Raw genomic sequence first — 13994 nt, forward strand, 5'->3', positions numbered from 1 at the left:
AGTACCACGATCCAGGCGATCGCCGATTTCACGCCCAGCCGATCGCCTGCCCGGACTGCGTTCCGTCGCTGTGGTTTCGGAGTGCAACCGAGCACGTCGCCGGGGCGGATGCGGCGCTGGCGGCCACCCAGCACGCCCTGACGGCGGCGAAGGTCGTCGCCATCAAGGGCATTGGTGGCTACCACCTGGCCTGTGCCGTCGACGACGACGCGGTGGTCGGTGTGCTGCGATCCCGCAAAAGCCGTGGGGCCAAACCTTTCGCCATCTTGGTCCGCGATCTGGACGTGGCGCGCCGCTACGCCTTCATCGACGATGCCGAGGCCGCGGTGTTGTCCGGTCCCGCCCGGCCAATCGTGTTGCTGCGCCGCCGACCCGATGCGCCGGTCGCCGACGCCGTCGCTCCGGGCAGCCCGCAGCTCGGGCTGATGCTGCCGTACTCCCCCATCCATCACCTACTGTTGACACCGGTCCCGGGTGCCGATGCGGCGGCGCCCGAGGCACTGGTGCTGACCAGCGCCAACCGCTCCGATGAACCCATCTGCTTCACCAAAGTTGATGCCGCAGAGCGCCTTTCGATGTTGTGCGATGCGGTGCTCGACCACGACCGTCCCATCCACGTGCCCTGCGACGACTCGGTGGTGCGGGTGGTCGAAGACGCGGGCCTGGCCCGTGAGCTACCAATCCGCCGATCTCGCGGCTATGCCCCCCTGCCGGTCGACCTCGGACACATCGCCGTCGAGAGCCCACCGGTTCTTGCCGTCGGCGGCGAGCTCAAGAACACGTTCTGTCTGACCGACGGCACACGTGCCTACCTATCCGGGCATATCGGTGACATGGCTACCTGGGAGACGTTGCGTGCCTTCGAGCGCGCGGTTGGCCAACTCAGAGAAATACGCGGCCATCCGGTTCGTTTGGCCGCCGATCTGCATCCGAGTTACCACACCCGCAACTGGGCCGAGCGTCACGCGGACGATCGACCACTCGATCTGATCCAGCACCATCACGCGCACGTGGTGTCGCTGCTCGCCGAGCACGGGCGGATCAACGAACCCGTCGTCGGAGTCTCCTTCGACGGCACTGGCTATGGGTGTGATGAGACGATTTGGGGTGGGGAGATTCTTGTCCTCGGGCCCCAGAGCCACCGCTTCACCCGCGCCGGACACCTGTTGGCGGTGCCGCTGCCCGGCGGCGACGCCGCGGTGCGCAATCCGTGGCGGATGGCGCTGTCGCAGCTGTGGACCGCGCATATCGAGTGGAGTCCGGACCTGGCGCCGGTCGCTGCGGCGGGAGTCGATGAACTACGGGTGACGCGTTCCCAGTTGGCCAGCGGCGCGGGCTGTGTGCCGTGCTCGAGCATGGGCCGCTTGTTTGACGCGGTGGCTTCCCTGCTCGGCGTCCGCCACCGGATCGACTATGAAGGCCAGGCCGCCATCGAACTCGAGGCGCTCGCCGAGTCGGCGCTCGCCGAGTGCAACGGGCCCCGGCCGTCACTACCGCTCACCGTGCGCCCGGACGGGGTGATCGACCCGACCACGATGGTGCAAACACTGGTATCGGCCCTGCGCGCTGGCACGCCACCGGCGGTACTGGCGGCGAGTTTTCACCAAGCGGTGGCCCGCGCCGTCGCCGAGGTGGTTGCGCAGGTAGCGGGCCAGGTGCGGCTGGTGGGCCTGACCGGCGGAGTGTTCCAGAACGTGCTGCTGCTGCGGGCATGCCGGGAGCGATTGCAGCGAGCAGAATTCGAGGTGCTGACCCACCATACGGTGCCACCCAACGACGGTGGGCTCGCGCTGGGCCAGGCCGTGGTTTCCTTGTTGATAGGACTGGATGAGGATTGGAAAAGGACTGATCAATGACCACCACCGCGATCGATCGCGGGCTCAGCTCCGAGCTGGCCGCTGACCTGGCGGCCGCCGCGTTCACGCTGGCGAAAAGGTTCGCCGCGGGCGCGACCATGTGGTCAATCGCGCCGTCGTGGGAACCGCATGCCCTGCACATCGCGGTCGAGTTCGTCCATCCGGTCATCATGGGCCAACGCGCCTTGCCCGCGGTGGCGCTGACCGGCCCTGACCTGGTGGATCTGGTCCGGGTATCGGTGCGGCCCGGCGACATCGTGGTCGCGGTGGCCGGCGCCGACCAGCCCGATGTCCGATCGGTGATGCGTCGCAGTCCGGCCTGGGGCGCCACCACGATCTGGATCGGCAGTGGCGCCCGCCCCGAGGCCGCGCTGGCCGATCATCTGCTCTGGCTCGACGATCCCGACCCGCGAGTGCCCGCAACCGGCGGATTTGTGCTGTTCTATCACCTGCTGTGGGAATTGACCCATGTCTGCTTCGAACATTCCGGTTTGCTCAAACCCGAGTGCACCGAGGAGGTGTGCGTCACCTGCAGCGACGAAGGCCGGCTGGGCGAGGTGGTGTGAGCCCCGGCCGACGGGCTCGCCGCGGTGCGCACCGCGCGCGGCATCGAGGACGTGATCACGACACTTATCGACCCGGTCGCCGCCGGTGACCTGGTGCTAGTGTATGCGGGTACCGCGATCAGCCGCCTCGGCGACGACGGGGACGACTCATGACGCGCGAGGAACCCACCAACTTTCTGTATCCGTTCATCGACGCGCAGGAATAAGATCCACAATCCCTGCTCGCCGACCTCGCCGCCTCGGCGCAGGCAAAGGCCGCCGAGAGCCTGGCCTTGCGGCGCTCCACGCTGGAGGCCAACGCCGAGCTGCTGGACCAGGCCGCCACCGAGATGGCACGCCGCTTCCGCGTCGGCGGGCGCCTGTTCACCTTCGGCAATGGCGGTAGCTGCACCGATTCCGCGACCTTGGCCGGCCTGTTCGCCCGGCCGCCGATCGGCACACCGACGACATCACTGCCGGCCTGGTCGCTGACCGCCGACCAGGCGATCATCACCGCGCTGGGCAACGATGTCGGGTTCGAGCTGGTGTTCGCCCGACAATTGATCGCGCGCGCACAGGCCGGCGACATTGCGATCGCCATGTCCACCAGCGGCAATTCACCGAACCTGTTGACCGCGTTGGCCGAGGCGCGGCAGCGGGGTCTGTACACCGTCGGGTTCGCCGGCTACGACGGTGGCACGATGGCGGACAACCCGAACGTCGACGCCTGCTTCATCGTTCGGTCACAAAGCGTGCATCGGATTCAGGAGTCACAGGCATTGTTGGGCTATCAGTTGTGGTTGGCGACCCACGAAAAGGTCGACCGGGATCTGGGGGCGGCATGAGCAAGTCAGCCGGCGAATACTTGTCGTCAGGACCGCGCTTTGCCGAAGGTGACGTCATTGGGCGCATCGAATCGTTCCGCCGCAGACGTCCCAGGCTGCTCGACGAGCACGTCACCCTGGCGCACGGCGCCGGCGGAAAGGCGTCCGCGGCGCTGATCGATGCGGTGTTCATGGAGGCTTTCCGCAACCCGCTGCTGGAGTCGCTGGGCGATGGAGCCATCCTCACTCTGCCCAGCGGCGAGCGGGTGGCGATGTCCACGGACTCATTCGTGGTGCAGCCCAGACGCTTTCCCGGTGGCTCGATCGGCGAACTCGCCGTGCACGGAACATGCAACGACCTCGCCGTGGCGGGCGCGGTACCGTCCTGGATTTCGGCCGCCTTCGTGCTCGAAGAAGGGTTCCCGATCGAGGAGTTGAAACAGATCGTCGCCGACATGGCGGACGCGGCGGCCAAGGCCGGCGTGCAGATCGTCACCGGCGATACCAAGGTGGTGCCCAAGGGCGCGGCAGACGGCCTGTTCATCACGACCACCGGGACCGGCATCATTCCCACCGGGCGTGCGCTATCTGCCGACTCGGTGCGACCGGGCGACAAGGTGCTGTTGTCCGGCTCGATGGGTGATCACGGCATGGCAGTCATGCTGGCGCGCGGGGATCTGGCCATCGAAGCCGACATCCACTCGGACACCGCGTAGGTCAGCCCGCTGGTGGAACTTCTCATGGCGGCCGCCCCGGACACCCGCTGGCTGCGCGACGCCACCCGCGGCGGGGTGGGCACCGTTTGCAACGAACTGGCCCAGGCCTGTGGTTTCGGGGTCTTGCTCGACGAACAGCGCCTTCCGGTGGCTCCGATGGTCAACGGCGCGTGTGAGCTGCTCGGCATCGACCCCATTTACGTCGCCAATGAGGGCAAGTTCATCGCTGTCGTCGCGCCCGAGGAAGCCGAAGCGGGGCTGGCCGCGTTGCAGTCGCACCCCCTGGGAGCCGATGCGGCCGAGGTTGGCGAGATCATCGCCGAGCCGGCCGAAACCGTAATCCTGCGAACCGGATTCGGTGGTACCCGGATTGTCGACATGTTGGTCGGCGACCCGCTGCCGCGAATCTGCTGAGCTGCTAGAAGAGAGGGGCTGACATGTGCCTTGGGATTCCGGGCCGGATCGTCGAGATCAGCGATCCGGAGAACTATTTGGCGAAAGTCGATGTCAGTGGGGTGCAGCGCACGATCAGCGTGCGGTTACTCGACGAAGACACGCCACAACCCGACGATTGTGTGTTGGTTCACGTCAGGTTCGCGATGGCCAAGATCGATGAGAGCGAAGCGCTACTCACGCTGGCCGCCATCAAGCAGCTCGGCGAGGCCTACACAGCCGAGATGGAAGCCTTCGACTCATCCTCGATCGTGTGAGGAGGCTGACGATGAAATTTGTCGACGAATTCCGTGATCCGGCGGCGGCCCGAAAACTGCTGACCGCCATCGAACATCTGGCGCACCTGCCGGGAGCCGGCCCCGAACACTTCAAGTTCATGGAGGTGTGCGGCGGACACACGCACACCATCTACCGGCATGGGATCGAACACCTCCTGCCAGACAATGTCGAACTGGTGCACGGCCCCGGTTGTCCGGTGTGCGTCATCCCGATGGGCCGCATCGACGACGCCATGTGGCTGGCCGGCCAACCCGATGTCATCTTTACCTGCTTCGGCGACATGATGCGGGTTCCCGGGTCCGACGGCAGCCTGCTGGACGCCAAGGCGCGCGGCGCCGACGTTCGATTCGTCTACTCGCCGCTGGATGCGCTCAAGGTCGCGATCGACAACCCGGACAAGCAAGTGGTGTTCTTCGCCATCGGTTTTGAAACCACCGCACCCTCGACCGCGGTGACCCTGGTGCGGGCTCGCGACCTCGAGTTACCCAACTTCAGTGTGTTCTGCAATCACGTAACGATCGTTCCGCCGATCAAAGCCATTCTGGAATCACCGGATCTGCGCTTGTCGGGTTTCATTGGCCCCGGTCATGTCTCGACCGTCGTGGGTAATCGGCCGTATCGGTTCGTGCCCGAGGTGTACCACAAGCCGTTGGTCGTGGCGGGATTCGAGCCGTTGGACATCCTGGCGTCGGTCACGATGCTGCTACGTCAGATTCGTGAGGGCCGCTGCGAGGTGGAAAACCAGTACAAGCGGGTCGTGCCCGAAGAGGGCAACCCCGCCGCACTGGCACTGATGGGCAAGGTATTCGCCCTGCGCCCACACTTCGAGTGGCGTGGGTTGGGCTTCATCTCGCAAAGTGCACTGCGGCTCAGTGACGATTTCGCCGAGTTCGATGCCGAGCTGCGATTCGCGATGCCCGGCGTACGGGTGGCCGACCCGAAGGCATGCCAATGCGGTGAGGTGCTCAAGGGTGTGCTCAAGCCTTGGGAATGCAAGGTCTTCGGCACCGCGTGTACGCCGGAGACCCCGATCGGCACGTGCATGGTGTCTCCGGAGGGGGCCTGTGCGGCCTACTACAACTTCGGCCGCCTGCACCGCGACGCCGTCACGCTCGTGGGGCAGTCCGGGCGGGCATGACGCGTGTCAGTCCCTGATCCGCCCGACATCCGGGGGCCCGAGATGTTCGCCCGCTACGCCTATGCGCCCAACGCCTTGGGCTATTGCGGTGCCCCGCTGGGCGCCACGCTGCGGGACTGATCGGTTGCCGATGTGCGCGCCGCGGCCAGGAAATTGTCGGGTGCGTGGCCGTACCTGCGGGTGCTCTCGCGGCTGACCGGCATCGCCGATCCGTTGGACTATCGACTCGTCGAGGCATACTGGCTCGGTGGCGGCGTCGGCACCGACGTGGAGCCTGGCCGGTTCTTCGACGAGCTGCTGGCCATCATCGGCCCGCAGGCGGGCCGTTATTGGTCGCATCTGACGCCGGAACTGGCGCACGAGGCGGCCGGAAATCACTGCTTCCACGTCTTCGGTGTCTATCCGTGGACCCGCTTTCTCGACGAGCATCCGCTGAGCGTGCTCGATAGTTGCCGAATCACTTGGGCAACAGTCGTCTCCCGCACCGGTGACGCCGTTGAGGTTTCGCGTCAAAGCCTCATCTGGGATGGCGAGGCGCTGGCTTTGGCCGCGCCCTCATCGCAGCTACTGGATGTTTGGGCCGACGGATACAGCGCGGTACCCGATGTGTCGGTCGGCGAAGAAGTCGCCGTGCACTGGGGCCGGCTCTGCGGCCGGCTACCGCCAGAACAAGTGGTGGCGCTCGCCGAGAGCACCCACCGCCAGCTACGAGTGACAAACCAGCGGCTAGCTCGGGTATAGCGGCATGCCAGACTGACCGTCATGCCCGGTTCCATCTGCGACGTGTTGCCTGCGGCGGGCGCACTACTGCGGGTCCCGGGCACCGAAGACCGGCTCGGGCTGATCGACCGGGTCGGCCACGTCGACCGCGTGCTCGTCGTCCTGGTCGACGGGCTGGGCTGGCACTTGCTGCCAGAGTTGGCCGCTGATGGTGCACTGCTGGCCGCCTCGTTGGCCGGTGATGCCGGCCGGGTCAGCCAACTCAGCTGTACGTTTCCGTCCACGACACCGACAAGCCTGGTCTCCCTGGGTACCGGAGCGATGCCCGGTGAGCACGGCATCCTCGGCTTTACCGTCAACGTCCCCGGAACCGATCGGGTGCTCAACCACATCCGCTGGCGCGATGATCCACCACAGGGCCAATGGCAGCCCCTCCCAACCTGGTTCGAACGATTGACGTGGGCGGGCATCAGTACACGCGCGGTGCTGCCGGAGTGGTTCATCGGCAGCGGCTTGACCGCAGCGGCGTACCGCGGCGCGCAGTTTCACCCGACCCGCGCAAGCGACGACTACGCTCAGCTGGTCATCGATGAGGTGCGTGGCGCGCCGGGACTCGTTTACGCCTACACCTCCGACCTGGACACCGCGGCGCACCTGTTCGGCATCGGTTCATCCCAGTGGCACGAGGCGGGGCGCAGCGTGGATTCCTTGCTCACCCGGCTGGTCGAGGCATTGCCGCCGGATGCGGCGCTACTGGTGACCGCAGACCACGGTGGCCTGAATGTCGCGGCCGATGCTCGCGTCGATCTCGACACAGACCCACGGCTTTCGGCCGGGATCCGGGTGGTCGCCGGTGAACCGCGGGTGCGCTACCTGCACACCGTGCCCGGGGCGACAACCGACGTCTTGGATACCTGGCGGGAGCTGCTGGGAACCCGAGCCGATGTCCGCACCCGCGACGATGCAATTGCCACAGGGATTTTCGGTTCGGTAGCACCAGAGCACCGGCTCCGAATCGGCGATGTCGTCGTGACTTGTGCCGACGACGCGGCAGTGCTGGCAACGGCTCACGAGCCGCCGGAAACGGCCCGACTCATCGGCTTTCACGGCGCCGCCACCGCGGCCGAAATGGCCATACCGCTCATCTCCTTCTGATCCTTGTGCCCGGCAACTGATCTGCTTGGGCGATCTGTTCTGGCCACGGATACATCGTTGAACTGCGCGTTGCGCCAACATCGCGCGGGCGCATCAGCCTACGTGCCGCTAACGGGTCGGCCGCAAGCGTTTCCGGACTATTCGGTTTTCTTCACCCGCTCGCGCGCATCCGACTTCCCAAGTTCGGCGGTGAGAGCACCAAATCAACAAGGTACGGGAGCGCGAGGTAGGGTGATTAACTTTGTTACTTCAAAGTTACGCGTTATTCAACAGCTCATGATCTTGACCCCCAATTAATCGGCGGAATAAATGGTCGAATTAGGTATTTGATAGCTCGATTTCTCGCACAAATTCCGCCCGCGGTAACTTCGCCATCCGCGGTTCGCCCTCCGACGGATCCCCGGCAGAGCGGGCAACCTCACCCGCTCCCCCGACATCACATCTCCGCATTTCACCACCCATGCCACCACCCCGACACCCACAGCCACCGGACGGCAGCGATCCGGTGACTACGAGCCGGTTCGCGCCGTGATCACGCGCTAATCAGTCACAGATTCCGCGCCGAATTGGCATGGGCAATTTAAGAGAATCAGCCACCCAAGCTGACCAATTAAGCCACCACTCCCGAACATCGTGTACAGTCCGAATCCGGGGCAGAAAAGTGGGAAGTAAATGGCGATGCACGTAGCCGAACCGGGACAGTTACCACGCCTAATACCGACGGTGGCGGCGCCATGCAAGCGCTGACGATAGCCGCATTATCGAGCGCGCAAGTAGATATTCCGATTGACCAGCTGCCGTCGTTGCCGCCGTTGTCTGATGAGTTGCGGGCGCGGTTGGATGCTGCGTTGGCTAAGCCGGCTGCTCAGCAGCCCAGCTGGCCGGTCGATCAGGCGACGGCGATGCGTAAGGTGCTCGAGAGTGTGCCGCCGGTGACGGTGCCTTCGGAGATCATCCGGTTGCAGGAGCAGCTGGCGCAGGTCGCTCGTGGTGAGGCGTTTTTGCTGCAGGGTGGGGATTGCGCGGAGACGTTTACCGATAACACCGAGCCGCATATCAGGGGCAATGTGCGCACGCTGTTGCAGATGGCGGTGGTGCTGACCTATGGCTCGAGCATGCCGGTGGTCAAGGTTGCTCGGATTGCGGGGCAGTACGCCAAGCCGCGCTCGGCCGATACTGATGCGTTGGGGTTGAAGTCCTACCGCGGTGACATGATCAATGGTTTTCCGCCCGATGCTGCTGCGCGCGAGCATGATCCGTCGCGGCTGGTGCGTGCCTACGCCAATGCCAGTGCGGCGATGAACTTGGTGCGGGCGTTGACGTCGTCGGGGTTGGCGTCGCTGCATTTGGTTCATGATTGGAACCGCGAGTTTGTGCGGACCTCGCCGGCGGGGGTGCGCTATGAGGCGCTGGCCAACGAGATCGATCGGGGCCTGCGGTTTATGAGTGCCTGTGGGGTGGCCGACCGTAATCTGCAGACCGCTGAGATCTACGCCAGTCATGAGGCTTTGGTGCTCGATTATGAGCGGGCGATGTTGCGGTTGGGTGAGGGGGGAAACGGTGAGCCGCAGTTGTATGACTTGTCCGCCCATACCGTGTGGATCGGTGAGCGGACCCGTCAACTCGATGGTGCCCACGTTGCTTTTGCGGAGGTGATCGCCAATCCGATCGGGGTCAAGATCGGCCCGACGATGACTCCGGAGCTGGCTGTCGAGTATGTCGAGCGGCTGGATCCACATAACAAGGCGGGCCGGCTGACGCTGGTGAGTCGGTTGGGGAACAACAAGGTCCGTGATCTGCTGCCGCCGATCGTGGAGAAGGTCCAGGCCGCCGGTCACCAGGTGATCTGGCAGTGCGATCCGATGCACGGCAACACCCACGAGTCATCCACCGGCTACAAAACCCGCCACTTTGACCGCATCGTCGATGAGGTACAGGGATTCTTCGAGGTCCATCGCGGCCTGGGAACCCACCCGGGTGGTATCCACGTCGAGATCACCGGCGAGAACGTCACCGAATGCCTGGGCGGCGCGCAAGACATCTCCGACTCCGACCTATCCGGGCGCTACGAGACCGCCTGCGACCCACGACTGAACACCCAACAATCACTGGAACTGGCCTTCCTGGTCGCCGAAATGCTGCGTAACTAGAACCAGCACCAAGCTCTCACTAAATCCGCGCGGCAAAGAATCTTCTGGATAGCGCCCGGATTCGATGCCGGGCTTCCGCCAACACATAGACCCAACAACGGACCGGTACTCATGATATCCGGGACCCAATAATTTAATTCCGGAATATACCGAATTTCTCCGAACCCTCAGGAGCGAGAAGTGCACGCACCCCTTCCATGCGAAAAACTCGATACGATGATAGTTGCCAGCGGCATATCCGGGCCAAGCGCGGGCATATATCTTCGACGGCAGGGCCGACTGCAGGTCGCGTTATTGCTGCTCACGGTCGTCAAACGCTTCTCGAATCCACTGCCGCGCGGAGCACGTGGTCCATCACCGGAACGCCGCGCAAATATCCGCGAATGCGTGCTCGAAACGATCGAGAGCGGCCTACCCGGATTCAGGCAGGCGCTGCTCTATGAACGCTTCCTATCGCCTGCGGAGCATCAAAGCCGATTGGGATTGCGCAGGGCTGCGATCCGTCATGTCGCGCCGCGCTGATTCAGGAAGACGCAAATTATGACGCGGCACGCGACATCATTTTCTTCGGCACTTCGGTGGGCCCGCCCGGTGAGCACGCTGGCGCGGCTTCGCACTCCGGAGTAATTGGCGTGAATTTAGTGTTAGAACGCCTCTTGAACTAGCGACTTGTCTTCATTTTCGCGATTTTACTTACATTCCCGCACGAGAAAGGGCACGCAGGCATGGACAGCAAAATTACCGGCATGGTGAAAGACTTGGCCGACGATGGACGGCGGCGGGGAATATATTTTCTCGACGCCGAGGACGACCGGCTCCGCGGGCGATCGCTGACGGTCAACAGTCGCCAGGTCACCTCGTTCTCGTCGTGTTCCTACCTGGGCCTGGAATTCCATCGGGCCCTCATCGATGGCATGACCGATGCCGGCGAACGCTACGGCACCCAGTTCTCCTGCTCGCGGGCCTTTGTGGCGAACCCGCTGTACCAAGACGTAGAGCGGCTTCTTTCCGAAGTTTTCGGTGGACACGCGTTGTTGGCCCCCACCACGACCCTGGCGCATCTGGCCGCACTCCCCGTGCTGGCCGATGAACGCGATGCGCTCGTCCTCGATCATCAAGTCCATCATTCCGTCCACGTCGGAGCCAACCAGGCCCGAATTAGCGGAACCCGAGTCGAGTTGGTGCGCCAGGATCACCTTGACCAGGCCTGCGACACCATCAGCAAGCTCGCGAGCAAGCATCGCCGGGTGTGGTTCTGCGTGGACGGCGTCTACTCGATGTATGGCGACCTGGCACCGCCGGGGGCGCGTGCTTGGTGTTCAGCGATCCGGCAGAGCTGGACCTGGTGCGGACCAGCGGCGGCCCCCTGATGTTCGGCGGGCCCATGCAGCCACCGATGCTTGGGGCGTAACGAGGCTCAGCACTCGTTCACTTGAGCCCCGAGATCGTCGAGTTTCAGGATGCCCTGCGCACCAGGGTGGACCGGATCAACAACGGCCTCCAAGACGCGGGGATTGTCCCGATCGCGGTCAATCAGAGTCCAATCTTTTTCCTGCAGTGCGGTTTACCTCGGGTGGCCTTCGAAGTCACCAAGCGGATGCTCGATGACGGCCTGCTGGTGAATTCGTCCGTGTTCCCCTCGGTCCCGATGAAGCGTGGGGGAATTCGGCTCAGCGTCACCGCCGCACACACCTTCGCCGAGATAGACCGGGCCATCGATCGGCTGGCGTTGCACATTCCCAACGTGCTGCGTGAACTCGGAGTCGCCGACGGCCAACTCGCCGAAGAGTTCGCGAACGCGATCCCGCGAGAATCAGTAGCGGATGCGCCGTTGAGAGACAATGGATTACGGATGCAGAGCGCGACCACGATCCGCCAGATCGACCGCGCCACCTGGGACACCGTCCTGGGCGAAGCAGCCCACTGTAGCTGGGACGCGATGGCGGCGGCAGAGCGGATCTAAGGCGCCAAGGACGCTCCACCGGAACATCGCTGGAAGTTCCGCTACCTGATCGTCCGCGACCACACCCATCGCGTCGTCGCCGCAACCGTGTTCACGACGCTGCTGACCAAGGATGACATGCTCGCGGTTGAAGACGTTTCCCGGGAGATCGAGAGGCGGCGGGAAGCAGACCGTTACTACCTGAGTTCAACGGTCGTCATGACGGGTTCCACGCTGTCCGAGGGCAATCACCTCTACCTGGACCGCACTGGCCCCTGGCGGGAAGCGCTACGACTGATTCTGGCCGCCGCGGACGAAGAATCCGAGCGCTCGGGAGCCGACGCGATCATGCTGCGAGACTTGCCCGACGGAGATCTGGAAATGGATACCTTCATGCTCGACGAGGGCTTCTCCCGCGTGCCAATCCTCGACACCCACACCCTCACCCTCGATGCCCCGGACGAGTCGGCCTGGTATTCGGCACTTCATAACAAGAAGCGCTATCAGCTGCGGCGGGTTATCGAACATGCGAAAGACACCGAAGTGAGCTTCCACGGAGTCGGCCTGGCTCCACTGACCGCCGAGGAGGCCATCTACTTGCACGGCCTGTTTGAACAGCTGGAGCAGAAAAAGTTTCGGATCAACCTATTCGACCTGCCGATGACGCTGCTCCCGGGCATGCTGACCAGCCCCGCTTGGGAACTCTGGGTGGTCCGAATCCGCACCGAAGCGGGCGGCCCACCACAGCCGGTCGGATTCTGGGCCGCGCACAAGTGCGGTGACACCTATGCGCCGTTCCTGTTGGGAGTTGACGACGTGTATCGGGATCGCGACATATACCGCGTGACGATCCTGCATTGGGTCCGCAGGGCATGCGCCCTGTCAATGCACAAAGTCCGGATGGGCATGGACGCCGAGGTCGAGAAGAACCGCTTCGGCGCCCGCGCCGAACGCATCTTCATGTACTTGCGGACCCGCGATGACTACGCAGGGGCTCTGCTCGGCGAGGCCGTCGCCAAAGTGGCCACCAACCAACAGATCCACCAAGGCGCCGATTAGGGCGTGTCTGCTTAATGTGAATGGTGTTTTGGCTGATGCTGTTTGGGTGATGCGGACGCATGCGATTTCTGATGATTTGTGGTCGCTGATCGTGGCGGTGTTGCCTGCGGGGCGGCGGCGTGGCCGGCCGTGGAACGATCATCGACATACTCTGGAGGGCATTATCTGGCGTTACCGTACGGGATCTCCGTGGTGTGACCTGCCCGAGCACTTCGGTCCCTGGCAATCGGTGGCCGAGAAGCATCTACGCTGGTCGGTCGATGGCATCTACGCGCGGATCTTCGCGGCGATCGCCTCTGACCTCGACGCCGAGGACGCCGACCTGGGCGCACTGTTGTCGGTCGATTCGACCAGTGTGCGCGCCCACCAACACGCAGCCGGAGCGCGCGCCCCGGGCGCCGCACAGGGGGGATCTGTCGAATTACAAGAAATATCTCCATGAGCCCGATGACCACGCCATTGGGCGCTCCCGCGGCGGGCTGACTACCAAGATCCACGCCTTGACCGACCAGCTGTGCAGTCCGGTCACCCTGGCACTGTCGGCCGGTCAAGCCGGTGATAATCCGATGCTTTGGCCACTGCTGGCCGCCCGGCGCAGCAACTCATACGCCCCGTATCGCCTGCTGGCGGACAAGGCGAACTCCCATGACTCGACGCGGGCACAGCTGCGCCGGCTCAAGATCGCCCATACCATCCCCGAGCGCAGCGACCAGATCACCCGCCGCAAAGCCAAAGGCCGCAACAGAGGACGGCCTCCGGGGTTCTCAGGCCGAATCTACAAGCACCGCAACACCGTCGAGCGAAGCTTCAACCGGCTCAAACACTGGCGCGCGGTCGCCACCCGCTACGACAAATACGCCCTGACCTACCTCAGCGGTGCCACCCTGGCCGCCATCATCACCTACCACCGCGTCCGCAATTAGCAGACAGGACCTAGGCGCTCTCAACGCAGTGCATCCCGGCCTCGCGGGGGTTGGCGGCTATTTGTTGACAGCACAAGAGCCCAGAAACGGCTTCACCCCATACACGTTCGACGAGCGGCGCACGGTGCCGAATTATCCATCTCATTTGATCGCGCGCTAAAACCCCTAGTACCGCAACGTATCCGCCCCGATGTAGAGATCCTCGTCTCGAATCGCGCTACGGTGAACCATGAC

General features: G+C 64.0%; 8 protein-coding genes and 6 pseudogenes. All 14 read left to right on the forward strand.

The genetic code is table 11. The features are described 5' to 3' along the window. Positions 1–2: 2 nt before the first annotated feature. A pseudogene (hypF, locus tag G6N41_RS23920) lies at positions 3–1856 on the forward strand (carbamoyltransferase HypF); the annotation flags it as partial. Next, a pseudogene (locus G6N41_RS23925) lies at positions 1853–2575 on the forward strand (hydrogenase assembly protein HupF). The pseudogenes hypF and G6N41_RS23925, both read left to right, overlap by 4 nt. Next, positions 2572–3246, forward strand: a pseudogene (locus G6N41_RS23930) (D-sedoheptulose-7-phosphate isomerase). Before G6N41_RS23925 ends, G6N41_RS23930 begins: the two co-directional pseudogenes overlap by 4 nt. Further along, positions 3243–4355: pseudogene (gene hypE, locus G6N41_RS23935) on the forward strand (hydrogenase expression/formation protein HypE). The pseudogenes G6N41_RS23930 and hypE overlap by 4 nt, the downstream one beginning before the upstream one ends. A 23-nt stretch (positions 4356–4378) precedes the next feature. Beyond that, positions 4379–4651 carry a HypC/HybG/HupF family hydrogenase formation chaperone gene (locus tag G6N41_RS23940; RefSeq protein WP_198965861.1) on the forward strand — a complete coding sequence of 91 codons (273 nt, stop codon included), beginning with the start codon at positions 4379–4381 and terminating at the stop codon, positions 4649–4651. Positions 4652–4662: 11 nt separating this feature from the next. Further along, on the forward strand, positions 4663–5811 hold the full coding sequence (gene hypD / locus G6N41_RS23945; protein ID WP_198965862.1) for a hydrogenase formation protein HypD: 1149 nt from the start codon (positions 4663–4665) through the stop codon (positions 5809–5811). Between the two features lie 3 nt (positions 5812–5814). Next, positions 5815–6552 (forward strand): annotated as a pseudogene (locus G6N41_RS23950) (DUF6390 family protein). Positions 6553–6573: 21 nt separating this feature from the next. Then, positions 6574–7686: an alkaline phosphatase family protein gene (locus G6N41_RS23955; protein ID WP_198965863.1), complete on the forward strand. Its 1113-nt coding sequence runs from the start codon at positions 6574–6576 to the stop codon at positions 7684–7686. 734 nt (positions 7687–8420) lie between these two features. Further along, positions 8421–9836 carry a class II 3-deoxy-7-phosphoheptulonate synthase gene (locus tag G6N41_RS23960; protein WP_198965864.1) on the forward strand — a complete coding sequence of 472 codons (1416 nt, stop codon included), beginning with the start codon at positions 8421–8423 and terminating at the stop codon, positions 9834–9836. Between the two features lie 294 nt (positions 9837–10130). Next, complete coding sequence (locus G6N41_RS29190) at positions 10131–10358, forward strand: hypothetical protein (protein ID WP_231608688.1); 228 nt, start codon at positions 10131–10133, stop codon at positions 10356–10358. A 203-nt stretch (positions 10359–10561) separates the two neighbouring features. Further along, positions 10562–11206: a PLP-dependent aminotransferase family protein gene (locus tag G6N41_RS29195; RefSeq protein WP_231608689.1), complete on the forward strand. Its 645-nt coding sequence runs from the start codon at positions 10562–10564 to the stop codon at positions 11204–11206. A 62-nt stretch (positions 11207–11268) separates the two neighbouring features. Beyond that, positions 11269–11799: a PLP-dependent aminotransferase family protein gene (locus tag G6N41_RS29200; RefSeq protein WP_231608690.1), complete on the forward strand. Its 531-nt coding sequence runs from the start codon at positions 11269–11271 to the stop codon at positions 11797–11799. An 87-nt stretch (positions 11800–11886) separates the two neighbouring features. Next, the gene (locus G6N41_RS29205; protein ID WP_231608691.1) at positions 11887–12837 is read left to right on the forward strand and encodes a GNAT family N-acetyltransferase; all 951 of its coding nucleotides are present in this window, start codon (positions 11887–11889) and stop codon (positions 12835–12837) included. Positions 12838–12883: 46 nt separating this feature from the next. Further along, a pseudogene (locus G6N41_RS23975) lies at positions 12884–13760 on the forward strand (IS5 family transposase). The last annotated feature ends 234 nt before the right edge of the window (positions 13761–13994 follow it).

It is taken from the genome of Mycobacterium shottsii, from assembly GCF_010728525.1.
Taxonomy (GTDB): domain Bacteria; phylum Actinomycetota; class Actinomycetes; order Mycobacteriales; family Mycobacteriaceae; genus Mycobacterium; species Mycobacterium marinum.